Origin of the sequence: Streptomyces sp. NPDC057253 (assembly GCF_042669125.1) — a bacterium.
GTDB lineage: Bacteria > Actinomycetota > Actinomycetes > Streptomycetales > Streptomycetaceae > Streptomyces.
The window spans coordinates 121,668-147,626 of record NZ_JBHUXV010000005.1 but is presented as its reverse complement, the minus strand read 5'-3'; the positions used below and the strand labels follow the sequence as shown (position 1 = coordinate 147,626).

25 protein-coding genes are annotated in these 25,959 nt (G+C 73.2%); 15 read left to right on the top strand and 10 right to left on the bottom strand.

The features are described 5' to 3' along the window. The first annotated feature begins 57 nt into the window (after positions 1–57). The 3 genes from ACFULQ_RS04615 to ACFULQ_RS04605 all read left to right on the top strand — a co-directional run bounded on the left by ACFULQ_RS04615 (position 58) and on the right by ACFULQ_RS04605 (position 3,208). Positions 58–1,083 (top strand): LacI family DNA-binding transcriptional regulator, encoded by a 1,026-nt coding sequence (locus ACFULQ_RS04615; protein ID WP_383538069.1) that lies wholly within the window; start codon positions 58–60, stop codon positions 1,081–1,083. Between the two features lie 116 nt (positions 1,084–1,199). Then, entirely contained in the window at positions 1,200–2,501 is a 1,302-nt protein-coding gene (locus ACFULQ_RS04610; RefSeq protein WP_383538067.1) for an alpha/beta fold hydrolase, read from the top strand. A gap of 101 nt (positions 2,502–2,602) precedes the next feature. Continuing rightward, positions 2,603–3,208, top strand: a complete 606-nt coding sequence (locus ACFULQ_RS04605; protein ID WP_383538065.1) for an FxLYD domain-containing protein — start codon at positions 2,603–2,605, stop codon at positions 3,206–3,208. Between the two features lie 15 nt (positions 3,209–3,223). Here the strand turns inward: ACFULQ_RS04605 and ACFULQ_RS04600 are convergent, their stop codons facing one another. Further along, the gene (locus tag ACFULQ_RS04600) at positions 3,224–3,424 is read right to left on the bottom strand and encodes a DUF5999 family protein (RefSeq protein WP_383538062.1); all 201 of its coding nucleotides are present in this window, start codon (positions 3,422–3,424) and stop codon (positions 3,224–3,226) included. A gap of 160 nt (positions 3,425–3,584) precedes the next feature. On the opposite strand from ACFULQ_RS04600, the gene ACFULQ_RS04595 reads away from it, so the two are divergent. Further along, complete coding sequence (locus ACFULQ_RS04595; protein ID WP_383538059.1) at positions 3,585–4,403, top strand: pentapeptide repeat-containing protein; 819 nt, start codon at positions 3,585–3,587, stop codon at positions 4,401–4,403. Here the strand turns inward: ACFULQ_RS04595 and ACFULQ_RS04590 are convergent. Continuing rightward, complete coding sequence (locus ACFULQ_RS04590) at positions 4,371–5,876, bottom strand: cytochrome P450 (RefSeq protein ID WP_383538057.1); 1,506 nt, start codon at positions 5,874–5,876, stop codon at positions 4,371–4,373. The two genes, ACFULQ_RS04595 and ACFULQ_RS04590, sit on opposite strands and share 33 nt — an antisense overlap. Before the next feature lie 108 nt (positions 5,877–5,984). On the opposite strand from ACFULQ_RS04590, the gene ACFULQ_RS04585 reads away from it, so the two are divergent. Together ACFULQ_RS04585 and ACFULQ_RS04580 are read left to right on the top strand one after the other, a co-directional pair. Further along, positions 5,985–6,593, top strand: a complete 609-nt coding sequence (locus ACFULQ_RS04585) for a TetR/AcrR family transcriptional regulator (protein WP_383538054.1) — start codon at positions 5,985–5,987, stop codon at positions 6,591–6,593. An 88-nt stretch (positions 6,594–6,681) separates the two neighbouring features. Next, positions 6,682–7,407: a DUF2470 domain-containing protein gene (locus ACFULQ_RS04580; protein ID WP_383538051.1), complete on the top strand. Its 726-nt coding sequence runs from the start codon at positions 6,682–6,684 to the stop codon at positions 7,405–7,407. Here the strand turns inward: ACFULQ_RS04580 and ACFULQ_RS04575 are convergent. From ACFULQ_RS04575 to ACFULQ_RS04560, 4 genes are all read right to left on the bottom strand, one after another. Further along, positions 7,375–8,613 carry a lactonase family protein gene (locus ACFULQ_RS04575; protein WP_383538049.1) on the bottom strand — a complete coding sequence of 413 codons (1,239 nt, stop codon included), beginning with the start codon at positions 8,611–8,613 and terminating at the stop codon, positions 7,375–7,377. The genes ACFULQ_RS04580 and ACFULQ_RS04575 overlap by 33 nt on opposite strands. A 91-nt stretch (positions 8,614–8,704) precedes the next feature. Continuing rightward, on the bottom strand, positions 8,705–9,727 hold the full coding sequence (locus ACFULQ_RS04570) for a hypothetical protein (RefSeq protein WP_383538046.1): 1,023 nt from the start codon (positions 9,725–9,727) through the stop codon (positions 8,705–8,707). A 31-nt stretch (positions 9,728–9,758) separates the two neighbouring features. Further along, positions 9,759–11,036 (bottom strand): aromatic acid exporter family protein, encoded by a 1,278-nt coding sequence (locus tag ACFULQ_RS04565; protein ID WP_383538044.1) that lies wholly within the window; start codon positions 11,034–11,036, stop codon positions 9,759–9,761. Positions 11,037–11,185: 149 nt separating this feature from the next. After that, positions 11,186–11,773 carry a CGNR zinc finger domain-containing protein gene (locus tag ACFULQ_RS04560; protein ID WP_383538041.1) on the bottom strand — a complete coding sequence of 196 codons (588 nt, stop codon included), beginning with the start codon at positions 11,771–11,773 and terminating at the stop codon, positions 11,186–11,188. Positions 11,774–11,915: 142 nt separating this feature from the next. Here ACFULQ_RS04560 and ACFULQ_RS04555 point away from each other — a divergent pair, with 142 nt between their 5' ends. Both ACFULQ_RS04555 and ACFULQ_RS04550 read left to right on the top strand, forming a co-directional pair. Next, a complete protein-coding gene (locus ACFULQ_RS04555) occupies positions 11,916–12,923 on the top strand; it encodes a zinc-binding alcohol dehydrogenase family protein (protein WP_383538039.1) in 1,008 nt (335 codons plus the stop codon). Positions 12,924–13,133: 210 nt separating this feature from the next. Continuing rightward, positions 13,134–13,976, top strand: a complete 843-nt coding sequence (locus ACFULQ_RS04550) for a DUF3626 domain-containing protein (protein WP_383538138.1) — start codon at positions 13,134–13,136, stop codon at positions 13,974–13,976. A gap of 6 nt (positions 13,977–13,982) precedes the next feature. Here the strand turns inward: ACFULQ_RS04550 and ACFULQ_RS04545 are convergent, their stop codons facing one another. Next, the gene (locus ACFULQ_RS04545; protein ID WP_383538037.1) at positions 13,983–14,336 is read right to left on the bottom strand and encodes a nuclear transport factor 2 family protein; all 354 of its coding nucleotides are present in this window, start codon (positions 14,334–14,336) and stop codon (positions 13,983–13,985) included. 120 nt (positions 14,337–14,456) lie between these two features. Further along, positions 14,457–15,203, bottom strand: a complete 747-nt coding sequence (locus ACFULQ_RS04540) for an SDR family NAD(P)-dependent oxidoreductase (RefSeq protein ID WP_383538035.1) — start codon at positions 15,201–15,203, stop codon at positions 14,457–14,459. A 122-nt stretch (positions 15,204–15,325) separates the two neighbouring features. Between ACFULQ_RS04540 and ACFULQ_RS04535 the strand changes: the two genes are divergently transcribed. Continuing rightward, positions 15,326–15,937 (top strand): TetR/AcrR family transcriptional regulator, encoded by a 612-nt coding sequence (locus ACFULQ_RS04535; protein WP_383538032.1) that lies wholly within the window; start codon positions 15,326–15,328, stop codon positions 15,935–15,937. A 198-nt stretch (positions 15,938–16,135) separates the two neighbouring features. On the opposite strand, the gene ACFULQ_RS04530 is transcribed toward ACFULQ_RS04535, so the two are convergent. Then, on the bottom strand, positions 16,136–16,798 hold the full coding sequence (locus tag ACFULQ_RS04530) for a PAS domain S-box protein (protein WP_383538030.1): 663 nt from the start codon (positions 16,796–16,798) through the stop codon (positions 16,136–16,138). A 301-nt stretch (positions 16,799–17,099) separates the two neighbouring features. Here ACFULQ_RS04530 and ACFULQ_RS04525 point away from each other — a divergent pair, with 301 nt between their 5' ends. From ACFULQ_RS04525 to ACFULQ_RS04505, 5 genes are all read left to right on the top strand, one after another. Continuing rightward, on the top strand, positions 17,100–17,705 hold the full coding sequence (locus ACFULQ_RS04525; RefSeq protein WP_383538027.1) for a lytic polysaccharide monooxygenase: 606 nt from the start codon (positions 17,100–17,102) through the stop codon (positions 17,703–17,705). A 250-nt stretch (positions 17,706–17,955) separates the two neighbouring features. Next, entirely contained in the window at positions 17,956–21,141 is a 3,186-nt protein-coding gene (locus ACFULQ_RS04520; RefSeq protein ID WP_383538024.1) for a cytochrome P450, read from the top strand. A gap of 16 nt (positions 21,142–21,157) precedes the next feature. Beyond that, the gene (locus tag ACFULQ_RS04515) at positions 21,158–22,159 is read left to right on the top strand and encodes a phosphotransferase family protein (RefSeq protein ID WP_383538021.1); all 1,002 of its coding nucleotides are present in this window, start codon (positions 21,158–21,160) and stop codon (positions 22,157–22,159) included. Then, positions 22,156–23,436: an ROK family protein gene (locus tag ACFULQ_RS04510; protein ID WP_383538018.1), complete on the top strand. Its 1,281-nt coding sequence runs from the start codon at positions 22,156–22,158 to the stop codon at positions 23,434–23,436. The genes ACFULQ_RS04515 and ACFULQ_RS04510 overlap by 4 nt, the downstream gene beginning before the upstream one ends. A 66-nt stretch (positions 23,437–23,502) precedes the next feature. Beyond that, on the top strand, positions 23,503–23,748 hold the full coding sequence (locus ACFULQ_RS04505) for a hypothetical protein (RefSeq protein ID WP_383538015.1): 246 nt from the start codon (positions 23,503–23,505) through the stop codon (positions 23,746–23,748). Between the two features lie 383 nt (positions 23,749–24,131). Here ACFULQ_RS04505 and ACFULQ_RS04500 read toward each other — a convergent pair whose 3' ends face one another. After that, positions 24,132–25,160: an SDR family oxidoreductase gene (locus ACFULQ_RS04500; RefSeq protein WP_383538013.1), complete on the bottom strand. Its 1,029-nt coding sequence runs from the start codon at positions 25,158–25,160 to the stop codon at positions 24,132–24,134. Positions 25,161–25,264: 104 nt separating this feature from the next. Here ACFULQ_RS04500 and ACFULQ_RS04495 point away from each other — a divergent pair, with 104 nt between their 5' ends. Further along, positions 25,265–25,921 (top strand): M15 family metallopeptidase, encoded by a 657-nt coding sequence (locus tag ACFULQ_RS04495; RefSeq protein ID WP_383538010.1) that lies wholly within the window; start codon positions 25,265–25,267, stop codon positions 25,919–25,921. Positions 25,922–25,959 lie beyond the last annotated feature (38 nt).

The following is a 25,959-nucleotide window of genomic DNA, read 5'->3' as shown; positions in this document are numbered from 1 at the left end:
CCTGCGGGTACTGTGAAGGCCCCCGCCGCCCCTTGTTCCCCTGGAGGTCCCTGCCCGATGGCCCAGTCGGTGGGTATCAAGGACGTCGCCCGCGCCGCCGGAGTCTCCGTCGGCACGGTCTCGAACGTCATCAACCGCCCGGACTCCGTCGCCACCGAGACCCGGGCGCGCGTGCTGTCCGCGATAGACCGGCTCGGCTACGTCCGCAGCGAGTCCGCGCGCCAGCTGCGCGCGGGCCGCAGCCGGATCATGGGCCTGCTCGTCCTCGACATGGGCAACCCCTTCTTCGTGGACGTGGCCCGCGGCGCCGAGCGGGCCGCCCGCGAGGACGGCCTCGGCGTGATGGTCTGCAACAGCGCCCAGAGCGCGAGCGAGGAGGCCGAGTACCTCTCCCTCTTCGCCGAACAGCGGGTCCGGGGAGTGCTGCTCACCCCGACCGACGCCTCCGGCCGCAACATCGCCTCCTTCCGCCGGCACGGCATCCCCTTCGTCCTGGTCGACCGGGTCGCCGAGGGCACCACCGAGTGCTCGGTCTCCGTCGACGACGTGGCCGGCGGCGCGCTCGCGGTGCGCCACCTCGTGGACGCCGGGCACCGCTCCATCGCGTACGTCAGCGGCCCGCCCGGCCTCAACCAGGTCCGTGACCGCCGTACCGGCGCCCTGAACGCGCTGGCCGAGGCGGGCCTGGGCCCGGAGCACCTGCGCGAGCTGCCCACCGAGCGCCTCGACGTGGCCGCGGGCCGGGACGCCGGCGCCCGCCTCCTCGGTCTCGCGGACCGCCCGACCGCCGTGTTCTGCGCCAACGACCTGCTCGCCCTCGGTGTCCTCCAGGCCATGTACGCGGCCGGGGTGACGGTCCCCGACGACCTCGCCATCGTCGGCTACGACGACATCGAGTTCGCGGCCGCCGCGGCCGTCCCGCTCACCTCGGTGCGCCAGCCCGCCGTCACCATGGGCGCGCTCGCCGCCGAGCTGCTCCTGGAGGAGACGGAGGTGGAGACCACCGGCAAGCGGCACGAGCACCGCCGGGTGGTGCTCCAGCCCGAACTGGTGGTGCGCCGCTCCAGCCTCGCGGCCCGCTGACCCAGGAGTCAGTAAGATTTCATGATCGAAGGGGTCGGACGGCGGACGAACATGTGTTGAACTGGGACGCGCCCACAGAACGTCCGTCCCTATGTCCGTCCGTCCCGGGAGCCCTGTTGACCGCGACCTACCGCCAGCCCGGCCTCGTCCTCACCGACCGCCGGTTCACCGTCCCCCTCGACCACGACGACCCGGCCGGGGAGACGATCGAGCTCTACGCCCGCGAGGCCGTCGCGAGCGACAGGGCGGGCCAGAACCTGCCCTGGCTGGTGTACCTCCAGGGCGGACCGGGCTTCGGCGCGAACCGCTTCGTCGGCAAGGGCGCCTGGTTCGGCCGGGCCCTGAAGGAGTACCGGGTCCTCCTGCTCGACCAGCGGGGCACCGGCCACTCCAGCCCCGCCAACCGCCAGACGCTCCCGCTGCGCGGCGGCCCCGCGGCCCAGGCCGACTACCTGACCCACTTCCGCGGCGACTCGATCGTCCGCGACTGCGAGGCCATCCGCGCCCAGGTCACCGGTGGCGCCCCCTGGACCGTCCTCGGCCAGAGCTTCGGCGGCTTCTGCACGACGACCTACCTGTCCATCGCCCCCGAGGGCCTGGCCGCGGCCCTCGTCACCGGCGGTCTGCCCTCCCTCGACGCCCACGCCGACGACATCTACCGGGCCGCCTACCCGCGCATCGAGCGCAAGGTCGCCGCGCACTACGCCCGCTACCCGCAGGACGTCGAGCGGGCCCGCCGGATCGCCGACCACCTGCTCACCCACGACGTGATCCTGCCGATCGGCTACCGGCTGACCGTCGAGGCCTTCCAGTCCCTCGGCATCCTCCTGGGCGGCGGCGAGGGCAGCCACCGCCTGCACTTCGTGCTGGAGCACGCCTTCGTGCGCACCCCTGGCGGCCACGAGCTCTCCGACGCCTTCCAGGAGGAGGTCCAGGGCCTGCTGTCGTACGCGTCCCACCCGCTCTACGCCCTCATCCACGAGGCGATCTACGGCCAGGACGAGCGCCCCACCGCCTGGTCGGCCGAGCGGGTGCGCGCCGAGTTCCCGCAGTTCGACGCGGCCAAGTCGCTCGCCGGGGACGAACCGCTGCTGTTCACCGGCGAGTCCATCCACCCCTGGATGTTCGACTGCGACCCGGCGCTGCGCCCGCTGCGCGAGACCGCCGAACTCCTCGCCGCCCGCACCGACTGGCAGCCCCTCTACGACCCGGCCCGGCTCGCCGTCAACGAGGTCCCGGTCGCCGCGGCCGTCTACCACGACGACATGTACGTCGACACGGCCCACTCCCTCGAGACCGCCCGGGCGATCCGCGGTCTGCGCACCTGGGTGACGGACGAGTTCGAGCACGACGGTGTCCGGACGGGCGGCCCCCGGGTCCTGGACCGGCTCCTCGCCCTCGCGCGCGACGAGGTCTGAGGAGCGGTCCCGGGGTCGCGGACGACATGCCTCAGCCCTGATTCCGGCATAAGGTTCATTTCGGCCATGTGTCGACGCAGGAGCCGAGAGGACGTCACCCGATGAGCACACCGTCACCCCGCGGACGGTCCCGGATCGCAGCCCTCGCCGTGACCCTGGCCGCCGCGAGCACGTTCGCGCTCGCGGCGTGCGGCGACGACTCCGGCGACTCGTCGGTCTCCTCGGCGACGCCCACCGCGCCGGACACGGCGTCCTTCTCCGGCGACGCGGCCTCGGCGCTCGCGTCCCTGAAGGCATCGGTACGGGCCGAGGTCTCCGAGCGGGCCGCCTCCGCCTCGGCGGCCGCCTCCTCCTTCGAGGCCTCCGTCTCGGCGGAGACGCTCCGCGCCAACAAGGCCGCGCAGGCCGAGCTCGCCAAGGTCGACGGCCAGGGCAACGCGATGTCCGACGTCACCCTGACCGGCAAGCCGCGCTCCGGGACCGGCGGGCTGCTCGCCGTCGTCGTCACCATCACCAACAAGACCGACCGGACGGCCTCGTACGCCGTCCAGGTCGACTTCCTCGACTCGGCGGGCAAGACGGTGGAGACCCGCTACGTCGGCGCCGAGGACCTGAAGCCGGGGGAGAAGGCCCAGCCCGTCGCCGTCAGCCGCAAACCGGCCGAGCCGGTACTGACCCCCAAGCTGGCCAAGGCGCAACGCTACTGACCCCGGCCCGCCGCCTCAGGCGGCCACGGCGAGGGGGCCGAGCGGCCGGTGCGGGCGCACGACCCGCCCGTCGGGCAGCAGCTCACCGGTGTCGTCGAAGACGATGGTGCCGTTGCACAGCAGGCTCCAGCCCTGTTCGGGGTGGGCGCAGACGATCGCCGCGCCGGGATGGCCGGGGCTGTCGGCGGTGGGGCACGGGGGCTGGTGGCTGCACATGGCGTCTCCTCGATGCGGTCGGCTCCTGCCTCGTTCGGCCGGTCTCTCCGTGGTAGCCGAGCTTGTTTTCCGTTGTATGTGGAGACCCCCACATCGCCGGAATCTCATCGGTGAGTTCCCGTCAGCTCGGCCGGTCGGCGGGCCGGTTAGGCTGGCCGCGATGCCAGAACAGATGATCGACCTCAGCGGTGACTGCGCGCGGTGCTTCGGGCTGTGCTGTGTCGCGCTGCCCTTCGCCCGCTCCGCGGACTTCGCTCTCGACAAGCCCGCCGGCACGCCCTGTCCGAACCTCCAGGGCGACCACCGGTGCGGGATCCACGCGAGGCTGCGCACCGAGGGCTTCACCGGATGCACGGTCTACGACTGCTTCGGTGCCGGACAGAAGGTCTCGCAGGTCACCTTCGGCGGCCAGGACTGGCGCACCGGCCCGCGCGAGGACGCCCGCCGGATGTTCGACGTCTTCCCCGTGGTGCGCCAGCTCCACGAACTGCTCTGGTACCTCACCGAGGCGCTCACCCTGGCCGCGGCCCGCCCGCTCCACGCCGACCTGCGCCGGATGCGGGAGCGGACCGAGGCGCTCACCCGGGGGACCGCCGAGGAACTCACGGCACTGGACGTCCCCGCGCACCGGCAGGAGGTCAACACCCTCCTGCTCAGGACCAGCGAGCTGGCACGAGCGGGGGTCGGCAAGGGCAGGAAGAAGAACCGCCGGGGCGCCGACCTGATGGGCGCCCGCCTCAAGGGCGCCGACCTGCGCGGGGCCACCCTCCGGGGCGCCTACCTCATCGCGGCCGACCTCACCGGCGCCGATCTGCGCGGCGCGGATCTGATCGGTGCCGACCTGCGGGACACCGACCTCACGGACGCGGACCTGACCGGCGCGTTCTTCCTGACCCAGCCCCAGCTGAACGCGGCCCGGGGCAGCGCCGGCACCCGGCTGCCGGACTCAGTCACCCGCCCCGCGCACTGGGCAGCGTGACTCCGGGACCGCTGCGGGTTCCTCGGCGGCCGTCGCCGTGGCGGCCGTGGTCCGCCGCTCCAGGTGCAGCCGCAGCCCCTCCGGCATCAGCGTCAGCCGCTCGGTCACGCTGAGCCGGTAGCCGGGATCGGCCCGCAGCTCGTAGCGGCGCAGCAGCAGACCGAGCACCAGCGTGGCCTCGTGCAGCGCGAACTGGCGTCCGATGCACGCCCGCGCCCCCGTGCCGAACGGCTTGAAGACATGCGCCGGACGCGACCGTACGGCCTTGGGGTCGAAGCGGTCCGGGTCGAAGCGGTCGGCGTCGGCGCCCCACACCTCGGGATCGCGCTGGAGCATCGGCGTGAGCACCAGCGTCCAGGCTCCCCGGCGCATGGGGTGCTTCCCGGCCAGCACGGTGTCCTCGACGGCCTCCCGGGCGAAGGCGGGCGCGGTCGGCCACAGCCGCAGCGACTCGTCCAGCACCCGGCGCACGTACCGCAGCTTCGCCACCTGGTCGTAGCCCGGCATCGCGGCGTCGCCCCAGACCCGGTCCACCTCGGCACGCGCGCGTGCCGCGACCTCGGGGTGGCGGGAGAGGTAGTGCAGGGCGAAGGAGAGGGCGCCCGAGGTGGTCTCGTGGCCGGCCACCAGGAAGGTGATGACCTGGCGGCGGACGTTCTCCGGGGACAGCCGCTCGCCGGTCTCGGGGTGGGCCGTCTCCAGCATCCGGTCCAGCAGGTCGCCGTCCCCGCTCGCGGCGCGCCGGGCCCGGACCAGGTCGTCGACCATGCGGTTGAGGTAGGCGATGTCGTCCGCGTTGCGCTGGGCGGCACGTCGTAGCAGGGCTGGAAAGGGAACCGAGTTGAGCCGCTGCGCGTAGGTCAGGGTGCCCACCATCGCCGTCACGAAGGGGTGCGGCCGGTCCCGCTCGAAGGAGCCGAAGTCATGGCCGAACCCGGTCCGCGCGATGGTCTCCAGGGTCAGCTTGGTCATGTCGCCGGGGACGTCGACCGAGCGGCCCGCCGCCAGCTCGCGGTCCCAGGCGTCCGTGAGCCGCCCGGCCACGGCCAGCATCATCGGGTGGTAGGCCTCCATGGCCTCGCGGCTGAAGCCCGGGGCCAGCACGTCGTGCGCCAGCTGCCAGTTGGGCTCGTGGTTGTAGGCCGTGAAGAGCCCGTCCCCGGCGACCGGGCGCAGATTGGCGACCCCGAGGCCCACATGCTTGGCGAACCGCGTCTCGTCCGCGAGGTCGGCCACCAGATCGGCGCCCCAGGTGAAGACGAACTCGCGGTTGAAGGCCTTGCGCCGGTAGATCGGGCCCAACTGGCGGGCGTAGCGCAGCGAGTCCTGGAGCGGAGTGCGGCGGTTGGCGCCGAGGACGTCACCGAGCAGGGGGAGCCGGTGCGGCGGACGCGGAATGCGGTGCAGTTCGGGCCAGCCCAGCTCGGCACTGCGGAATCCCTTCGTCCGGACGGCCGTCGTCGTCTCCGCCATGACGCGATCTCCCTTGATCCAGCGGCAGGTGCGCACGTTGTACGTGGGTTCAATAACGCGGGTTCAGTCTGATCTCGTTGTTGAACCGGCGTCAAGTAAAGTGCGGGCATGGCCGGGAAGCAGGGCGAGCGCACGCGCCGCAGGCTCAGCACCGGGGAGCGCCGCGAGCAGCTCCTGTCGGTGGGGGCGCGACTGTTCTCCGAGAGCCCGTACGACGACGTGTGGATCGAGCAGGTCGCCGAGATCGCCGGGGTCTCGCGCGGGCTGCTCTACCACTACTTCCCGACCAAGCGGGACTTCTTCGCGGCGGTCGTCGAGCGGGAGAGCGAGCGGATGCTGGCCATGACGGCCGCCGTCCCCGGAGTCCCGGTGCGCGAGCAGCTCACGGCGGGGCTGGACACGTATCTGGAGTACGTCCACGCCCACGCGCACGGCTTCCGTGCCTTCCACCGTGCTGACGCGGCCGGGGACCAGGCGGTGCGCCGGGTCTACCAGCGGGCGCTGGCCGCGCAGGAGCGGCAGATCCTCGCCGCGCTGGCCGCCGACCCGGAGTTCGGCCCGGCGGCGCAGGGGCGCCCCGACCTGCAACTGGCCGTCCGGGGCTGGCTGGCCTTCACCACGGCCGTCTGCCTGGAGTGGCTGAGGGGCCCGGACCTCACCCGTGAGCAGGTGCGCGATCTGTGCGCACGGGCCCTGCTCGGCGTTCTCACGCCCTGACCGGAACCCGCACATCCGTCATCCGTCGGAGGTTGGCTTCATCGCCGATCTTCGATAGGTTAGGCAAGCCTTACCTAAGGAGGAACGGATGGGTGACAGCCAACCCTGGACGGCCGCGCCGTCCGCGGCGGAACACGCCCGGTCGGTGCTCGCCGCCTCGTGGTCCTGCGCGGTGACCGCGGAGGGCGGCCGCGAGGAGTTCGTCGGCGCGCACACCGTCGCCGAGGACGGACGGGTGACGCTGGACGTGCCCGAGGACAGCACCCTCATGGCGGCCGCGATCTGCGCGCCCCGCGGCGAGCCGTCCGCCGTCCTGGAGTTCGCCGACGTGGCCCCCGTCCCCGTGCGCAGCCGGATCCGCGCCCGGCTGTGGATCGCCGGCTGGTTCGTCCCCGCCGACGGCAGGCTGGAGTTCAAGGCCGCGCGCGTGGTGCTGCGCAGGCCGTCCGGGGCGGTCGTCGTCGACCTGGACGAGTTCGTCGCCGCCGCGCCCGACCCGCTCGCCACGGCCGAGGCCCGGCTGCTCACCCACCTCGCCGACTGCCACCCCGACGCCGTCGAGCGGCTCACCCGGCTCGTCGACTCCGACAGCCTGCACGGCGCGGTCCGCGTCCAGCCCCTCGCCGTGGACCGGCACGGACTGACCCTGCGCATCGAGCGCGCCCGCGCCCACGGCGACGTACGCCTGCCCTTCCACGCGCCCGCCGACGACGTGGCGCGGCTGACGGAGCGCATGCACGTCCTGCTGACCCAGGCGAGCGCCGCGTCCTGCCCGCGCGCCCTACAGCGGCAGCGCACAGACGGCGACGGGTGAGGCGAACGGCTCACCGGCGAGCCGCAGTGCACCGCTCTCGGCGTTCACATGGAAGACGCTGACGGTGCCGGACCTCTGGTTCGCCGCGAAGAGCAGTGTCCCGTCCGGCGAGAACGCGATGTGCCGCGGGAAGTCCCCGTGCACCTGCACGGTGTCCAGCAGCCGCAGCCGGGCGCCGTCCGCCTCCACCGCGTAGCGGGTGAGGCTGTTGTCGCCGCGGTTGGCGAGATAGGCGAACGAGCCGTTCGCCGTGACCAGGAGCTGCGCCGGATAGCTGGTGCCCGGCCCCGTGCCCGTGGACTGCGCCGCCCCGACGGTCAGACGGCCACTCCCGCGGTCGTAGGCGCAGACCGCCACGGTGTTGTCGCTCTCGTTGGCCAGATAGGCGTACCGGCCCCCGGGATGGAAGGTCAGGTGCCGCGGCCCGGCACCGGGCCGGGTGTGCGCCTGCGCGACCTCGGTGAGCGCGCCGGAGCGTTCGTCGAGGCGGTAGCTGTAGACGGTGTCGGTGCCGAGGTCGACCGCGAGCACATGACCGCCGTCGGGACTGGTGAGGAACTGGTGGGCGTGCGGACCGTCCTGACCGGGACCCGGCGCGGGACGGGAGTGCGTGACCGTCTCCCTGCGCTCGCCGAGCGCTCCCGACGCGTCGATCGGGTGCACCGCCACACTGCCGGAGCCGTAGTTGGCGCTGAGCAGCCAGCGCCCGCCCGGATGCACCGACAGATGGCACGGCCCCGCCCCGCCCGTGCTCCGGCTCCCCAGGACCTCGCGGTCGGCCAGCCGTACGGCGGTGACGGCGCCGGCGTCCTGCTCGGCGACCGCGTACAGCGTGCGGCCGTCGGGGTGCACGGCGAGATAGGAGGGGTTGGTGACGCCGGTGACCGTGCCGGTGCCGGTGATCCGGCCGTTGCCGGCGTCGTAGCGGGCCACACCGATACCGCGGCCGCCGCCCTCCCCGGTGGTGTAGGTGCCGAGGTAGAGGGCGCGGGGGCCGGTCGCGGCCCGGCGTGACGGCGTGCCGGTCGGGCTCGGCGAGGGGCGCACGGGGGAGCCGGCGGTCTTCGAGGGTGCCCCCGAAGAGGCCCCGGACGCCGACTCCGGTGACACCCCGGACGACGTCGAGCAGCCCAGGAGTGCCGAGCCCGCTCCGGCGAGGACACCGACGAACCGGCGCCTGCTCCAGCCGCCGTTCGCACTCTCCATCCCTGCGCACCCCGGGTGATCGACGTCCCTGGCCTGAACAGCCACCTTCGCCCGGATCACCCGGCCGGTGCAACCCGGGACCGGCCGTCCGCTACCAGTCGCCGTCCTGCACCGGCTTGCCCGGCGCGTCCCCCAGCGGCTTGACCTGCGAGGGCGACGGCGGCTGCCAGGGCTCGTGATCGTCCCCCAGCCAGTCCCCGACCGGCTTCACGCCTTCCAGGGTGTCCGTCGGGGCGAGATCCTCCGCGTCCTGGTCGTAGTAGTCGAACCAGGGCAGTCCCGCGCTGGTGTACGCGGCGCGGTCCACCGGGGACGGCGGGGGCGCCTCGCCGGTGATGCGGCGCCACTCGGGCGGGGTCACCAGGTGCACGAACACCCGCCCGGCCGGAGCGCTCACCCAGTCGGACAGGGGCCGTTCGTCGCGGTAGACCTCCTGGCGCATCGAGCCGCCGACGCCGAGCCCCATCGCGGGAGCGCTGCGGGGCGCCGCCGCCGGAGCCGCGGGCGCCGACATGGCCATGGGGACGGCGGCGCCGTAAGCCATGCCAGGCCCGCTCGCCGACCGCATCCGCCGCTGGGTCTCCCGCCACTCGGCCAGCCGCTCCTCGACCAGCGGGAACGACTGGAGCTGTACGCCGCCCCAGACCTCCTCGCCGGTGACCTGCCCCTCGACGGTCGCGCCGAGGCCGAGCGGCACCGCCACGAACTGGCGGACCGTGCCCTTGCCGGAGTTGATGCCGTCCAGCCAGGGCTGGCGGGGCAGGACCAGGTAGTTCTGCGGGTCACGGGCGAGCCGGTCGCTCCAGGGATTGCCGGAGACCGCGCACACCTTGCCCACCCCGACCTGGAGGGCGACGGGCTCGGTGGTGGCGCCGAAGCTCAGCCACATCGCCTCCCGCAGATACACCGGAAGCATCACCCCGCCGCGGGCCCGCCACTGCTCGGGCACGGTGTCGGGGTAGTCGGAGACGCGCCGCACGGGGAACTCGCCGAGCCCCGGCGGCAGCGGATGCGTGCCCGTCTCGGGCAGGCGCAGGGTGCGGATGAACCGCACCGCGGCACCGCCCGGCAGCCGCAGTGTGTTCCCGTCGATCCGCACGCTCGTGTCCGTCATGGGTCCGCCCCCCTGGATCGCTGTGCCTGCCTCACCTAGAACGACGGGTGAGTGCCGGGCGGTTCCTGCGCCAGCGTTCCTGGAGCCGGGTCAGATGGGGCATCCGCTCCCGCTGCTCGCGGGCGGCCCGGTCCAGTTCCTCCAGCAGCCGGCGGGAGCGGTGCTCGGTGTCCAGCTCGTCGAGGATGCGGTTGACCTCGGTGAGCACCGCGCCGTGCAGCTGCCAGTGGCGGGTGTCGCGCTGGACCTCCTCAAGCAGCAGCTGGGCGAGCTTGTCCCGGGTCGCCGAGGCCTGGCGCAGTTCGGCGGTGAGCCGCGCCTCCGCGGACTCGGCACTCACGCTGACGTGCGTGGTGACCAGGACGGCGAAGCTGACCACGGCGTCGCCGATCTCGGACAGCAGCTGCTCCACCGTGCGACCGGTCTCCGGACCGAACAGCGGTTCGGGATCCTGGCTCTTCTCCAGCAGGCCCGGTTCCTCGGCGAAGGGGTCGCGTTCCTTGGCGAGGTCGGTGAGGGTGCGGGCGAGCACCCGCAGCACGACCGTGCAGATCTCCAGGGTGTCCAGACCGGTGCGCAGCACCACCCGGTGCAGCAGGCCCTCTTTCACCCTGGGGTTGAGCTTCAGGCTGTCCTCGGCCTGCCGGAGCGCCGCGTCCACCTCGACGATGTCGTGGTCGAGCTCGCGCGCCTCGTACAGCCGGGCGGTCGCCAGCTCCACCGGTGGACGGCCCGCGGCCTCCTCGCCCATCCGCAGCATCAGCCTCCGCACCCGGCGGGCCAGCCCTTCGATCGACTCTCCGGCCTCGTCCACCCACACCGGGGGAGCGAGCAGCAGATTGCAGGCCAGCCCCACGACCGCGCCGATCAGGGTCTCCAGGACCCGCGCCCAGGCGGTGTCCCCGACGGTCGTCACGCCGAGGACCAGCATCGCGCTGATCGCCACCTCGGGCACGAACTCCTCGACCCGCACCAGCCGTCCCACCACCAGTGAGGCCACGATCAGCAGACCCAGGCTCCACCAGGTCAGACCCACCAGCAGACTGAAGGCGATGGCGACGAGGACGCCGGCCACCACCGAGTTCACCCGGCGCACACCGGTGGTGAGCGTGGAGTACAGGGTGACCTGCACGACCAGCAGCGCGGTCAGCGGCGCGGTGAGGGGCGCCGCCTCGGGACTGAGACGCAGCGCGATGACGTACGAGATCGTGGCCGCGGCCGCCGATCGCAGGGTCTGCACGGCCACCGGGTCCCGGTGCCGCTTCGCGTACCGCACGAGGGGCGCCGTCCACTCACGTACAACTTGCATGCTTTGGTCTGTTCCCGTTTCACAGAATCGTCCACACATCCCTTGCGGACGGCAGGGTCCGCAAGGCTGCCCCACCTTGGTGGCTCGGGCCGGTCGGCGGCAAGGGGCCGGGGCGGTGACGGCGGCCACCACACCCCGTCGGCGGATGCTCAGCGCGTGGCGGCGGTCCGGCTCCGCGAACGGTATCCGGCGATCTTCGCCAGGTTCCCGCAGCGGTCCATCGAACACCAACGGCGGCGGCGGGCCTGGGAGTCGTCCAGGAACAGCAGGGAGCAGTCCGGGTTCTCGCACTCCTTGACCCGCTCCAGAAGCGGCCCGCGCACCAGGAGTACGGCGTCCCGGGCCACCGTCGCGAGGGCGGCGCGGGCCGGACCGCGTGCCGTCCAGCGGGCCGCGCCCAACTGGGGCGCGAGGTCCGGCTGGGCGGCGACCGCGTTGACCCGGGCCACGTCGGCCGGATCCGGCTCCGCTCCCGTCATCGCAGTGCGGACCAGGGCGTACACGGCTTCCCGCAGCAGACGGGCGTCCGCCAGGTCCCGCGCGCTCACCCGCACCGGCTCCGCTCCGGCGGCCAGCTGCGCCTCGGTGAACCAGCGGGCGAGGGCGGCGGTGTCCGGGAGCCGCTCCAGCGGGGTGGCGTGCCGCCTGCCGAGGGTCGCGACGAAGTCCAGGCAGGGGCGCCCGCCGATGAACGGGAACGCGAGCGCCGGGTCGGCGGGGGCGGGGCTGCCGGTCATGGCGTCGAGCGTACACCGGTTCACACGGTGTCGGCTGTGCTGCCGCCCCCTCTTGACACCGGTTGAACCGGTGTCGGAGGCTGACACCAGTTCAACCGGTGTCAGTCGCCTCGGTGCGGCTGCGGCAGAGAGCGGGTGCGGTATGCGTGCGGTGCGGATCGACAGGTTCGGCGGACCGGAGGTACTGGTGCCGGTGGAGGTGCCCGATCCGGTGCCGGGCCCCGACGAGGTGCTGGTGCGGATCGCCGCGGCCGGGGTGAACCGGGCGGACGCCCTGCTCCGCTCCGGCCGCTACCACCGCGCCGGAAAGCCGCCGCTGATCCCGGGCGCCGAGGCGGCGGGTGTCGTCGTCGAAGTGGGGGAGGGCGTGACGGACCTGGCGCCGGGGCAGCGGGTCATGGCCCTGGACGGCGGCAAGTCATCCGGGTTCTACGCGGAGTTGGCCACGGTGTCCGCCGACAACATGGTGGTGCTCCCCGACGGCGTCGACTTCACCCGGGCCGCCACCCTGCCGATCGCCTGGCTCAGCGCCTGGTACTGCGTGCGCCATCTCGCCCGCGTCTCCAAGGGGGACACCGTGGTGGTGAAGGCGGCGGCCAGCGGTGTCGGTACCGCGGCCGTGCAGATCGCCGCCGAGGCCGGGGCGCGGGTCCTCGCCCTGGCCGGCTCGGCCGAGAAGGCAGCCTGGGCGGGGGAGTTCGGCGCCGACGTCACCGTGGACACCTCCGCCCACCCCGGCGACGCCGAGGTCGAGGAGATCCTCCGGCTCACCGACGGGCGCGGCGCCGACGTCGTCCTCGACACGGTCGGGGGCCAGGCCTTCGGGCGCAGTCTGCGCGAGGTGGGGCACGGCGGCCGGGTCGTCGCCCTCGCCAACGTGGCCCTGGAGCCGAGCGCCGTCGACACCCGCGACTTCTATCCCAAGAACGCCTCGATCCTCGGCTTCCAGCTCACCAACCTTCAGATCCACGGCTACGATCCCCGTCCCGACCTGCGGGAACTCGCGGAGCGGGTCGCGGCGGGCGACTATCGCGTGCCGGTCGAGACGGTCGTACCGCTCCAGGAGGCGCGGGCCGCCCACGAGCGGCTGGAACGGCGTGACAACCGGGGCAAGATCGTGCTCTCGGTCGGGCCGGAACTCGGCAAATGAGGTGTGGCGTCCGGTAAATGAGGTGTGGCGTCCGGTAAATGATGTGCGGCGTCCGGCAAATGAGGTGCGGCGTCCGGTAAATGATGTGCGGCTACCGGCAAATGAGGTGCGGCTTCCGCCTCTTCGCGTGATCATCCAGTAGATCGCCGAGGAGGAGGGAAGCCGGTGAGTCCAGTCGAGTCGGCCCGGGTACGGGCGGCGCTGAACCATGTGGCGGCCGGGTCGCAGGGGCCGGCCGTCGCCCCGGACATGCGCATCACGCTGAACTTCCACCCGGACCGCCTGGCGCGCGGCCTGCCCCTGCTGGAGGCGCTGGCCCAGGACGGCGTCTACCACTCGCAGTTCGTCACCGGCACCAGCAACGGCGGGCTGACCGCGCACCCCGGCGGCGACCGCTGGCGCTGGGAGAGCCGGATCTTCGGCGGCGCCTACGACGACGCGGCCCCGCACGAACGGCCCGTGTACGGCGCGCTGAACTTCCGCCGTCAAGTGGTCGGCGCGGCACCGCGGTTCGGCTCCTCGCACTTCCGGCTCACCGGCGAGCCCCTCGCCCGCGCCACCTTCTGCTACCCCGACAGTGCCGCCGAGCCGGTCCACTTCGGCGTCGCCGCCGGCATGTCCCTGATCGCCCGAGCGGAGGCCGACGAGCAGGACGCCCTCGACGACTACATCGAGGCCCAGGTGCACGGCGGCGTCGAGCTGGCCCGCCATGTGGAGGCCCTCGTCCTGGACGCGAGCTACCGCGACACCCCCGTCGAGGCCGCGGCCCGCCTGCTCCCCGTCCCCGTCGAGTGGCACCCCGGCTACCGCATCACCGTCGCCGCGCTGTACGACCACGCCGACTACCGCGGTCGGCAGTACGCCGACCTCGGCGCGCGCATCGCCGAGGACGGGCTGATCGACCCCCGGATCATCGGCGACGCCGCACGGACGGGACGGTACGAACTCCAGCATCTCAAGATGGTGTGGCACACGCTGGCCCGCTTCGGGGCGCCGGAGGGGGCGGGGACGGCGTCGAGTTGCGACTCGGCGCTCGGTCTCGTCACACCGTGACGAGGGTCAGGCGGTGAACATCGTCATGACGGCGGCGATCCTTCCGTCGCGGACGGTGATGACGTCGATCCCGCGGACGGCGGGCGCGCCGGGCGGACCGAAGGCCCAGGCGACTGCACCGGTGTCGGGACCGGCGTAGCGCCTGCCGTCCTCGGTGAGCTCGAAGTCGGCCGGGGCGTCGGCGAGGAGGGCGGCGGCCTTGTCCGCGAGGGCGTCGCGGCCGGTGGTGGTCTCCTCGGGGTCGGTGAAGACGACGTCCTCGGTGTAGATGCGGTCGACGGCCGCACGGCGGGTTGCGGCGTCGCGGTTCCCGAAGACTTCGTGCAGGTTGGCTGCGAGCAGGTCGGTCACGGTGGGCATGATTCCTTCAAGGGGGTCGGGGGCGTCCGGGGCGACCGGCCGGTTCTGCAAGAGCTCGGCAGGCCGCCCCGGCGCGCCCGTGCCAGGTGCGTGGATCGGGATGGTCGGTTGTGGTGGTGGTCAGATCTGGCTGGCGCCGCCGTCAACGTATATCTCGGCACCGGTCATGTAGCTGCTGGCCTCACCGGCGAGGAAGAGGACCGTCTCGGCGATCTCCTCCGGGCGGCCGAGACGCTGCATGGGGACTTCGGCGGCCAGGCCCTTCAGCAGCTGTTCGGCCGCCTCGGGGCCGCCCGCGAGACCGCTGAGACCGGGCGTCTCGATCGGGCCGGGCGCGATGCTGTTGACGCGGATGCCACGGGTGACGAGTTCTGCCGCCCAACTGCGGGTCAGGGAGCGCAGCGCGGCCTTGGTCGCGGCGTAGACGCTGAAGGAGGCGGCGCCCTTGGTGTCGATGTTGGAGCCGGTCACGATGATCGAGGCGCCCGGGTTGAGCAGCGGGAGTGCCTTCTGCACGGTGAACAGGGTGCCCCCGACGTTGGTGTTGAAGGTGTCGGCGTAGTGGTCCCAGGTGATGTCGGGCAGGGCCGCGAACTCTCCGCCGCCCGCGTTGGCGAAGACGATGTCGAGGCTGCCGTGCCGCTGGATCCGGTCGAAGAGGCGGTCGAGGTCGCCGAGGTCGGCGACATCCGCTCGTACTCCCGTGGCGCGGTCGCCGATGGAGGCCACCGCCTCGTCGAGCGCCTCCTTGCGGCGGCCGGTGAGGAAGACGTGGGCGCCTTCCGCCGCGAGCCGTCGTGCGGCGGCCAGGCCGATGCCGGAGGTGGCACCGGTGACGAGGGCGGTCTTGCCGTCGAGCTGTCGCATGAGGGGCTCTCCTATTCTGTACCGTTCGGTACTCAAGTCGTTCACCGGAGAGAACCGCAGGGTCGGGAGAGCTATTCCGTACCGCTCGGTTAAAATTTCGGGGACCGACACAGGAGGGCGTCATGGCGGTACGCGGCAGGCCCCGGGGCTTCGACGCGGAAGCCGCGTTGGACCGTGCGGTGGAGGTCTTCTGGCGCCAGGGTTACGACGGTGCCTCGCTCGCCGACCTCACCGAGGCGATGGGCATCAACCGCACGAGCATGTACGCGGCGTTCGGCAACAAGGAGCAGCTCTTCCACCGTGCCGTCGCCCGCTACGCCGAGGCCGACATGGCCTACGCCCGCGAGGCTCTCGCCGAGCCGACGGCCTACGCGGTCATCGAGTCCTTCCTCCGCGCCAACGCCGACGCCCTCACCCGCCCCGACCGCCCCTCGGGATGCCTGTCGGTGCAGGGCGGCCTCGCCGAGGGCGGCGACAGCGGCCGCATCGCCCGGTTTTTGGCCGACAGCCGCCTCGCCGGCGAACACGCCCTCGCCCAGCGTCTGGCCCGCGCCGTCGAGGAGGGCGACCTGCCCGCGGGCACCGACCCGCACGCACTCGCCCGCTACGTCATGGTCGTCAGCGAGGGCAACGCCGTGCACGCGGCCGCGGGCGCGACCCGTGCGGCCCTTCACGCCACCGTGGACATCGCCTTGCAGGCGGTGCCTCGGCCTCGTGCCCGGGTGGGCGCCTGACTCGGCCGGGCAGGATCGGATCTGACGTGCACTCGTGTGCGTCGATCCCGGGTGGGCGCCGCACCCGACGGAGAGAGATACGGGTGGCGTGCGCGCGGCATGCCGGCCCTTCGCCTCCAAAGGTGCGGTGATGGTCAGCCCGCCACCGCCGCCAGCGCAGCCACCGCGCCTGGACCGGACCGGATCCGCCGGCGCGGCCTACTCGCCCGAGACCGACGGAGGCCACACGCCGGTCGTGAGCACCCCGAACGCGTAGGCCCGCGCGACCAGTTCCGTACGGTTCCCCGCGCCCCACCGCGCCGACAGCCGCCGCAGGTGGTAGTTGACCCCGTCCACCGTCAGGCCCGTCTCCCGGGCCGCGTGGGCCGTGGTGGCACCGGCCGCGAGCAGGGCCAGGATGCGGGCCTCGACCGGTGCGACGCGGACCGGCTCGGCGGTGGGGGAGTGCTCCCGCTCGCCCTCGACCCGCAGCATCACCAGCAGCGAGGGCGTCTCCTCCACGCTGTCGCTCACCGGGTCCGCCGTGAGCTCGCCGAACCGCTCGCCGCCTCCCGGCGCCCGCCAGCACACCGACACCTGGTAGCGCGAACGGTGCCGCAGCCGCAGTGCCTCGGCGATCCGCTCCACCTGAGTCGCCTCCTGCGGCCGGAACAGCTCCAGCACGTCCCGCCCGCGCAGCCGCCCCGGCGACGTACCGCACTCCGTCGCCATCGCCGGATTGGCCAGCAGCACGGCGCCGTAGACATCGCACACCGCGACCGGCACGGAGACCCGGTCGAAAAGTGTCAGGGCACGGTTGCGCCAGACCACGGCGTCCGGATGGGACCGTTCTGGATGAGACCGGTCCACCAGCAGCTCCATCCGCTCCGCACAAACGCCCCGTACGTACGTGTACTACTCAACCATGGGCGATTGCAGGAACTGCTCGGCATTCGCGCGCTGACCAACGACTCTGCTCCCCTCTCCCGCCAGACGCCCCGCTAGCCACCCACCCCTGTAATCGACTCCGTCCGCTCCATTGACATCTCACTCGGAAGACCGCACGGTGGGAGCGCTCCCATGGCAGCCTTGCAACTGGAAGGAGTCCCCCCACATGCGCAAGAAGAGTCCGTTAGCCAGGCGTTCAAGGGCGTCCCTCCGCCGGCCTCTCCAGGCGCTCGTCATGCTGTTCGCCGTGGTCGTCGGCGCCCTCACCTGGTCGTCCCCCGCCCACGCCCACGGCACCGTCGTCGGTCCCGCCACCCGCGCCTACCAGTGCTGGAAGACGTGGGGCAGCGACCACATGAACCCGGCCATGCAGACCCAGGACCCCATGTGCTGGCAGGCCTTCCAGGCCAACCCCGACACCATGTGGAACTGGATGAGCGCGCTCCGCGACGGCCTCGGAGGTCAGTTCCAGGCGCGGACCCCCGACGGGACGCTCTGCAGCAACAACCTCTCCAGGAACGGCAGCCTGGACAAGCCCGGACCGTGGAAGACCACCACCATCGGCAAGAACTTCTCGGTTAACCTGTACGACCAGGCGTCCCACGGTGCCGACTACTTCAAGGTCTACGTGAGCAAGCAGGGCTTCGACCCCAAGACCCAGACCCTGGGCTGGGGCAACCTCGACTTCATCACGCAGACCGGCCGCTTCGCCCCGGCACAGAACATCACGTTCCCCGTCCAGACCTCCGGCTACACCGGACACCACATCCTGTTCGTGATCTGGCAGGCCTCGCACCTCGACCAGGCCTACATGTGGTGCAGCGACGTGAACTTCGGCTGAGCCGCAACGCACGGCAGCGCCGTCGGGGCAGGGGCCATCCGGTCGCTCTGCCCCGACGGGGCTCCCCGCGTCCTCACTCGACCTCAACTCTCGTCCCGGACCTGGACGTCGAGTGGTCCCGCGGACCAACGCAAGCCCTCTCGGACGCTTTCGACTACACGATCATGTAGGGCGCCGGACCGGGCGGCCGTGGCCTGTCGACCAGCCTGGATCGCAGTACTCCCGTACCGCGAAAGGCAGTTGTCGCGCCATGCCCCCCACCGCGCACCCCACCCCCACCGGCCTCCCCGTCGTCGACATCTCCGCCACCGGCCCCGGCCGCATCCCGCTCCAGCAGGCCATGGCGCTGATGCGCGAGCACGGCCCGCTGCTCGTACGGCGGTTGCACGGCCGGGACGTCACCTTCGTCGCCGATCTCGGCCTCGTCACCGAACTCGCCGACGAGACCCGGTTCGCCAAGGCCGTCGGTCCCGCGCTGGAGAACGTCCGTGAGTTCGCCGCCGACGGGCTGTTCACCGCCTACAACGACGAGCCGAACTGGACCAAGGCGCACGACATCCTGATGCCCGCCTTCGCGCTGGGCTCGATGCGCACCTACCACCCGGTGATGCTGCGGGTCGCCCGGCGGATGATCGACGCCTGGGACCGCGCCGCCCGGGGCGGCCGGGCGGTCGACATCGCCGACGACATGACCCGGATGACCCTCGACACCATCGGCCTGGCCGGGTTCGGCTACGACTTCGGCTCCTTCGAGCGGCACGAACCGCATCCCTTCGTCGAGTCGATGGTGCGCTGCCTGGAGTGGGCCATGACCCGGCTCGCCCGCACCCCGGGCGGCGACCACACGGCCGCCGACGAGGCCTTCCGGAAGAACGCCGACCACCTCGCACAGGTCGTGGACGACGTGATCAGCGCCCGCCGGGCCTCCGGCGAGAGCGGCACCGACGACCTCCTCGGCCTCATGCTGAGCGCCCCGCACCCCGCCGACGGCACCACGCTCGACACCACCAACATCCGCAACCAGGTGATCACCTTCCTGATCGCCGGGCACGAGACGACCTCCGGCGCGATGTCCTTCGCCCTGTACTACCTGACCAAGCACCCGGCCGTGCTCGACCTCGTGCGGCGCGAGGTCGACGAGTTGTGGGGCGACACCTCCGACCCGGAGCCGACCTTCGACGAGGTCGGACGGCTCACCTATACCCGGCAGGTCCTCAACGAGGCGCTGCGGCTGTGGCCGACGGCCGCCGCCTTCAGCCGGCAGGCCCGCGAGGACACCCTGCTCGGCGGCCGGATCCCGCTGCGCGCCGGGCAGTCCCTCACCGTCATCGCGCCGATGCTGCACCGGCAGCCCGTGTGGGGCGACAACCCCGAGCTGTTCGACCCCTCCCGCTTCACCCTGGAGGCCGAGGCGGCCCGCTCCCCGCACGCCTTCAAGCCCTTCGGCACCGGCGAACGCGCCTGCATCGGGCGGCAGTTCGCGCTCCACGAGGCGACCATGCTGCTGGCCCTCCTAGTCCACCGCTACCGCCTGCACGACCACGCCGACTACCGCCTGACGGTGAAGGAGACCCTCACCCTCAAGCCGGACGGCTTCACCCTCAAGCTCACCTCCCGCACCCCGGCCGACCGCACCCACGCGCCCCTGCCCGGCGCGGTGCCGCAGCCCACCGCCACCGCGACCGCCGCCACCACGGCCGCCGCCACCGCGCTGCCCTCCCGGGTCCTGCCCGGCACCCGCGCCCTCTTCCTGCACGGCAGCAACTACGGCACCTGCCGCGAGCTCGCCGCCGGACTCGCCGACGAGGCCGCCGCCCTGGGTTGCGACACCGAGGTGGCACCCCTGGACGCCTACGCGCACGCCCTGCCCACCGATCGCCCGGTCGTCATCACCGCCGCCTCCTACAACGGCCGACCGACCGACGACGCACGGCAGTTCGCGACCTGGCTGGCGGACACCCACGACCTGACGGGCGTCTCGTACGCCGTCCTCGGCGTCGGCGACCGCAACTGGGCCGCCACCTACCAGCACGTCCCGACCCGGATCGACGAGCGGCTCGCCGCCCTGGGCGCCGAACGGATCCTGGACCGCGCCGCGGGTGACGCCTCCGGCGACCTCACCGGCACGGCCCGCACCTTCACCGCCGACCTGCGCACCGCACTCCTCGCGTCCTACGGCGACCCTGACGCCACCGTCACCGACGCCGCCACCGCCCCTGACGCCGAGCCGACCGCCGCCTACGAGGTCCGCACCCTGACCGGCGGCCCCCTCGACGCCCTCGCCGAACGCCACGGCCTGGTCCCGATGACCGTCACCGCGGCCCACGCCCTCACCGCCCCGGGGCACCCCCGCCTCAAGCGGTTCGTACGGCTCGCCCTGCCCGCCGGCACCACCTACCGCACCGGCGACCACGTCACCGTGCTCCCGGTCCACGACAAGGCACTGGTCGAGCGGGCCGCCGACGCGTTCGGCGTCGACCCGGACACCGTCCTCGACATCCGCGCCACCCGCCCGCGCCGTGCCGGGCTCGCCGTCGACCGGCCCCTCACCGTGCGCCAACTGCTCACCCACCACGTCGAGTTGCGGCAACGGCCGACCGCCGACCAGATCGCCGATCTGGCCGCCGCCAACCCCTGCCCGCCCGAGCGGGCACAGCTGGCGGCCCTCACCGACGACCCGCGCACCCTCGTGGAGCTCTTCGAGACCCACCCCGCCCTGCGCGGCGCCCTCGACTGGCCGGCCCTGCTCGACCTGCTGACGCCGCTGCGCCCGCGCCCGTACTCGGTGTCCTCGTCGCCGCAGACCGACCCCGGCCACATCGACCTCATGGTCTCCCTGCTGGAAGCCCCCGCCCGGTCGGGCAAGGGCACCCACCGGGGCACCGGCTCCGGGTACCTCGCCGACGTCCAGCCCGGTGACACCGTCCTGGCCCGGATCCAGCCCTGCCGGGACGCCTTCCGCGTCGACCACTCCGGCCCGGTCGTCATGATCTCGGCGGGCACCGGCCTCGCGCCCTTCCGTGGAGCGGTCGCCGACCGTGTCGCCGCCCTCGGCCGGGGCGAGCAACTCCCGCCCGCGCTGTGCTACTTCGGGTGTGACGCCCCGGACGCCGACTTCCTGCACGCCGACGAGCTGCGCTCCGCCGAGGCCGTCGGGGCCGTACGGCTGCGCCCGGCCTTCAGCGCGGTCCCGGGCAGCGGCTTCGTGCAGCACCGCATCGCTGCCGAGGCCGCCGAGGTCTGGGAACTTCTGCAGGCCGGTGCCCGTGTGTACGTGTGCGGGGACGGATCACGAATGGCTCCCGGCGTGCGGGACGCGCTGCGTACCCTGTTCCGGGAGCACACCCCGGACGCCGACGAGTCGGCCGCCGTTCGGTGGCTCGACAGGCTGGTGCGAGAGGGGCGTTACGTCGAGGACGTGTACGCCGCGGGGTGACGGAAGGGGCGAGACCTTGGTGGACTCCTGGGAGTGGGCTCGGCAGGTCCTGGAGGGCGCGGGCCTCGACCCCGATCGGCTCGCCGGGGTCCGGCCCCTGAGCGGCGGCACGTACAACACCGTCGAGGAGCTCCGTCTCACCGACGGCACCCGCTATGTGGTCAAGGTCCCGCCCGCCGCCACCGTCCCCGGCCTGCGTTACGAACGCGGACTCCTCGTCGCCGAGGCGGAGTTCTACCGCAGGGCCGCCGAGGCCGAGGTCACGGCCCCGCACGTGGTGGCCTTCGGCGCCGGCGTCGCCGTAGCGCATCTGCTGATGACGGCGTGCCCCGGCGAGCCCTGGGACGCGTCGGTCGGTGAGTCCGAGCGTCCGCCGCTGCGCAGGGAGCTGGGCCGCCAGGTGGCCCTGCTGCACACGGTGACCGGGCCGGGCTTCGGCTATCCCTCCCGCGCCCTCGGGCCGCTCGCCGCCGACTGGCGGACCGCGTTCACCACCATGATCGAGGCGATCCTCGACGACGCCCGGGACTACGGGGCGCGGCTGCCCCGGTCCGTCGAGCAGGTGGCGGCCGCGGTCCGGGCCGGTTACCCGGCCCTCGACGAGGTCACCGTCCCCGCGCTGGTCCACTTCGACCTGTGGGACGGCAACATCCTCGTCGACCGCCCCACCGACGGGGAGCCGCGCATCGGCGGGCTCATCGACGGCGAGCGGATGTTCTGGGGCGACCCCCTGGCCGACTTCGTCTCCCTGGCGCTGCTGGGGGACATCAAGAAGGACGAGGCGTTCCTCGCCGGCTACCGGGAGGCGGGCGGCCGGGCCGAGTTCGACATCCTGGCCCGGGTCCGGCTGGCCCTCTACCGGACCTACCTCTACCTGATCATGCTCACCGAGACGGTCCCCCGGGCGGTCGATGTGGAGCAGGAGCGCTGGGTCCAGTCGGCGGTGGCCCCGGAACTCGTCGCCGCCCTCGACGAGATCGAGGCCCTCGCCCAGGTCACGGGAGTGCGAATCCCTTGAACGGACGTACCGTACGCGACCTCAGACGCGCCAACCGCACGGCCGTGCTCCAGCGCCTCTGGTTCGACGGACCCCTCAGCCGCTTCGAACTCGGCCCGGCCACCGGGCTCAGCTCGGGCTCGGTCAGCAACGTCGTCGCCGACCTGGTGAGCGACGGGCTGGTCGAGGAGGCCGGCAGCGTCGACTCCGACGGCGGCCGCCCCCGCACCCTGCTGCGGGTGGCCCCCGACAGCGGGTACATGATCGGCGTCGACGTCGGCGAGACCCGGGTGCGCGTCGAGCTGTTCGACCTGACGCTGACCGAGCTCGCCCGCGCCGAACACCCGTTGACCGGGGATGGCTACGACGTCGAGGTCGTCGTAGGCCACATCCGCGACGGGATCGCGCAGGTGCTCGCGGAGGCCGCCGTCGAGCCCGAGCGGCTGCTCGGCGTAGGCATCGGGGTGCCCGGGATCGTCGCGCACACCCCGGAGAGCGGGGCCGTCGTGCACGGACAGACCATCGGCTGGGACGCCGTCCCGCTGGAGGCGCTGCTGCGCACCGGCTCTCCGCTGCCCGCCGGCGTCCGCTACTTCATCGACAACGGCGCCAAGACCCTCGGCCAGGCCGAGATGTGGTTCGGCGGCGGCCGCGGGGCCCACAGCGCCGTGGTGGTGCTCTTCGGGTCGGGCGTCGGCGCCTGCCTGGTGACGCCCGAGGTGGAGCACGGCCGGGCGGTCGAATGGGGCCATCTGACCGTACGGGTCAGGGGGCGCCGCTGCCGCTGCGGGGCCCTCGGCTGCCTGGAGGCCTACGCCGGCGCCGAGTCGCTGCTGGAACGCTGGCGCGAGGCGGGAGGCCGGCCGCCCGAGGGCGCCGACGAGGAGACCGCGCTGAGCGCGCTGCTCGCCGCCGCGCACCCGGTGGACGGGACCGCGGCCGACCCGGTGGCGCTCGCCGTCGTGGAGGAGACCGCCGAGTACCTGGGCGCCGGGCTGTCCGACCTGATCAACCTCTTCCAGCCCGAGCGCATCCTCATCGGCGGCTGGGCCGGGCTCCAGCTGGGCGCACGGTTCCTGCCCGCCGTACGGCGGCACGCGACGGCGTACGCGCTGCGGTACCCGGCGGAGAAGGTCACCGTCGAGCTCGGCCGGCTCGGCCCCGACGCGGTCACCGTCGGCGCGGCCATCCTTCCGCTCGCCGACTTCTTCGGCCGCGGCGGCAGACGCCCCGAGCCCGTCCCCGAGGGGCCCGCGCCCGCCTGGCGGGCCGCCCTGGAAGAGCGTGCCCCGCGCTGACGTTTCGCCGACCTGCGCGGAGGTACTCGCGCTCCCGGCGACGCCGTGAACGAAAGGGAGGACGTCGTGGACCACCGCAACGAAGGGCCCGGCGAGAACGGCGACCCGATCCCGCGGGACCTGCCGGACCAGCAGGCCGGCGAGGGCGAGGACCCCTGGGAGGTCGCGACCGTCCCGAGCGGGGACGAGCCCGGCACCGACCAGCCCGAGGACGTCCCCGACACCGACGAGGCAGGCACCGGCCGGCAGGGCGCAGAGCGCTCGGACACCGTGCACCCCGAACACCCGGGAGCGCAGGAGTCCTCCGGCTGACCACGGGCCCACCCGGCCGGGCAACCCGGGGACCACTCGGCCCGGCTGACCACCGGATTGCCCGGGCTCGGCCGACACCGGCCCGCCCGGCCCCGCCGACCATGGGCCCCGCCGGCCACCGGCCCGCTCGGCGCCCAGCCGACCACCGGCCCGCCCGGCCCGGCTGACCACCGGAGTGCCCGGGCTCGGCCGACACCGGCCCGCCCGGCCCCGCCGACCATGGGCCCCGCCGGCCACCGGCCCGCTCGGCACCCAGCCGACCACCGGCCCGCCCGGCCCGGTTGACCACCGGAGTGCCCGGGCTCGGCTGACACCGGACCGCGCGGCCTCGGCGACCACCGGCCCGCTCGCCCCCGCCCACCACCAGCCGACCCGCCCAGGCCTCAGCCCACCTTGCGCCCCTTCATCGGCTCCGTTCGCGCCCCCGCGCCCTCCCGCATTCCGTGCAGGAACTCCTCCAGGACCTCGGTCGCCGTGTGCTCCGGGTGCCAGCCCAGTTCCGTACGTGCGCGTGTGCAGTCCATCAGCGGCAGTCGCAGGACCGCGTCGAACAGGTGCGGGGAGGCGGGCAGCAGGTGCAGGCCCCACGCGGCCGCGATCGCCGAGCGGGCGGCGGTGCGCGGCAGCCGGACCGGACGGGCGTCGAGCATTCCGGCCAGCAGCTCCGCGTCCACCGTCGGCTCGCCCGCCAGGTTGAAGGCACCCCGGACCTCGGAGTGCACCGCGAGCGCGTAGGCCCGCGCCGCGTCGTCGGTGTGCAGGGCCTGCACCCGCAGTCCGGGGATGTCGGGCAGGAAGGGCAGCAGCTCGGGCCGGGCCAGCTGACCGGGCAGGAAACGCCCGCCGAAGATCCGGCGCTGCTCGCTCGCCGACTCCCGCTTGAAGAGGAACGCCGGCCGCATCCGGACGACCCGGACCGCCGGGTGGTCGCGCTCGAAGGTGTCCAGGGCCCGCTCCAGATACGCCTTCTCCCGGCAGTACGCGGCGTCCGGCCAGCCGTGTGTCGGCCATGACTCGTCCACCGCGTGCTCCTTGGGACCGGGGGAGTACGCGCCCACGGACGAGGCGTGCACCAGCGCCGGCACCCCCGCCGCCGCCACCGCCTCGAACACCCGGATGGAACCCAGGACGTTGGTGCGCCAGGTCGCCGCCGGGTCGTGCGTCGGCTGGAACGCCCACGCCAGATGGACGACGGCGTCGGCGCCCGCGAACTCCTCGGCCAGATCCGCCTGCGCGGACGCGAGATCGACCGCCGACCACTCGGTCCTGGCGGGCGACCAGTCCGGGATCCGCCGGGCCAGGCCCCGTAGGGAGCCCACCCGCGGATCCTGCGAGAGAAGGCGCACCACGCTGGTTCCCACGTTGCCGGTGGCGCCCGTGACCACGATCCTGCTGCCGCTTGAAGTGCTCACTTTCGGCTCCTTCGGGCCGCTGGGGCGGGAAGCCGCCCGAGTACCCGCGCTCCGGCGATGCACGCGGTGCACGGCCCGGCCGGCGGCCGCGAGATGATCGGCCCATGAGTGAGATCATCCTGATGTCCGACGCGCGGGTCGCCGCCGTGCCCGTCGAGGAGAACGGCGAACCCCTGGTGGACGTCCGCGACCACCTCCTCGTCGACGACCGCAAGCACGAGGACTCCCACGGCGCCGAGGTTCATCTGCGCCAGGGCGTCCTCGACCGGCTGCTCGCCGCCCAGGCCCTGCTGCCGGGCGGTCTGCGGCTGCTCTTCGTGGAGGGCTACCGGCCGCCCGCCCTGCAACGGCAGTACTTCGAGCAGTACGCCGGTGAACTGCGCGCCGCGCACCCCGACTGGTCCGCGGACCGGATCAGGACCGCGGCCAGCCGTTACGTCTCCCCGCCCGAGATAGCCCCGCACAGCGCCGGCGCGGCCGTCGACCTCACCCTCGTCGACGCGGACGGCCGCGAACTCGATCTGGGCACCGCCATGAACGCCAACCCGGAGGAGAGCGAGGGCGCCTGCTACACGGGGGCCGGCAACATCACCGAGGAGGCGAAGGCGAACCGGGCCGTGCTGGGCGAGGCGCTGGGCGCGGCGGGACTGGTCAACTACCCGACCGAGTGGTGGCACTGGTCGTACGGCGACCGCTACTGGGCGCTGGAGACCGGGGCGGCGGCCGCGCTGTACGGGCCGAAGGAACTCGGCAGTCTTTAGGGACGCCGGCGCACGGCAGCCCCAGGGAACCCGACAGG

Excerpts from the sequence above, each read along its gene's own strand:
- ACFULQ_RS04605 (WP_383538065.1), top strand. The coding sequence starts at position 2,603 with ATGAGCACACCGTCACCCCGCGGACGGTCCCGGATCGCAGCCCTCGCC.
- ACFULQ_RS04535 (WP_383538032.1), top strand. The coding sequence starts at position 15,326 with ATGGCGGTACGCGGCAGGCCCCGGGGCTTCGACGCGGAAGCCGCGTTG.
- ACFULQ_RS04520 (WP_383538024.1), top strand. The coding sequence starts at position 17,956 with ATGCCCCCCACCGCGCACCCCACCCCCACCGGCCTCCCCGTCGTCGAC.
- ACFULQ_RS04560 (WP_383538041.1), bottom strand. The coding sequence starts at position 11,773 with ATGACCGGCAGCCCCGCCCCCGCCGACCCGGCGCTCGCGTTCCCGTTC.
- ACFULQ_RS04495 (WP_383538010.1), top strand. The coding sequence starts at position 25,265 with ATGAGTGAGATCATCCTGATGTCCGACGCGCGGGTCGCCGCCGTGCCC.
- ACFULQ_RS04530 (WP_383538030.1), bottom strand. The coding sequence starts at position 16,798 with ATGGAGCTGCTGGTGGACCGGTCTCATCCAGAACGGTCCCATCCGGAC.
- ACFULQ_RS04600 (WP_383538062.1), bottom strand. The coding sequence starts at position 3,424 with ATGTGCAGCCACCAGCCCCCGTGCCCCACCGCCGACAGCCCCGGCCAT.
- ACFULQ_RS04580 (WP_383538051.1), top strand. The coding sequence starts at position 6,682 with ATGGGTGACAGCCAACCCTGGACGGCCGCGCCGTCCGCGGCGGAACAC.
- ACFULQ_RS04575 (WP_383538049.1), bottom strand. The coding sequence starts at position 8,613 with ATGGAGAGTGCGAACGGCGGCTGGAGCAGGCGCCGGTTCGTCGGTGTC.
- ACFULQ_RS04585 (WP_383538054.1), top strand. The coding sequence starts at position 5,985 with ATGGCCGGGAAGCAGGGCGAGCGCACGCGCCGCAGGCTCAGCACCGGG.
- ACFULQ_RS04590 (WP_383538057.1), bottom strand. The coding sequence starts at position 5,876 with ATGGCGGAGACGACGACGGCCGTCCGGACGAAGGGATTCCGCAGTGCC.
- ACFULQ_RS04545 (WP_383538037.1), bottom strand. The coding sequence starts at position 14,336 with ATGCCCACCGTGACCGACCTGCTCGCAGCCAACCTGCACGAAGTCTTC.
- ACFULQ_RS04595 (WP_383538059.1), top strand. The coding sequence starts at position 3,585 with ATGCCAGAACAGATGATCGACCTCAGCGGTGACTGCGCGCGGTGCTTC.
- ACFULQ_RS04540 (WP_383538035.1), bottom strand. The coding sequence starts at position 15,203 with ATGCGACAGCTCGACGGCAAGACCGCCCTCGTCACCGGTGCCACCTCC.
- ACFULQ_RS04615 (WP_383538069.1), top strand. The coding sequence starts at position 58 with ATGGCCCAGTCGGTGGGTATCAAGGACGTCGCCCGCGCCGCCGGAGTC.
- ACFULQ_RS04555 (WP_383538039.1), top strand. The coding sequence starts at position 11,916 with ATGCGTGCGGTGCGGATCGACAGGTTCGGCGGACCGGAGGTACTGGTG.
- ACFULQ_RS04525 (WP_383538027.1), top strand. The coding sequence starts at position 17,100 with ATGCTGTTCGCCGTGGTCGTCGGCGCCCTCACCTGGTCGTCCCCCGCC.
- ACFULQ_RS04570 (WP_383538046.1), bottom strand. The coding sequence starts at position 9,727 with ATGACGGACACGAGCGTGCGGATCGACGGGAACACACTGCGGCTGCCG.
- ACFULQ_RS04565 (WP_383538044.1), bottom strand. The coding sequence starts at position 11,036 with ATGCAAGTTGTACGTGAGTGGACGGCGCCCCTCGTGCGGTACGCGAAG.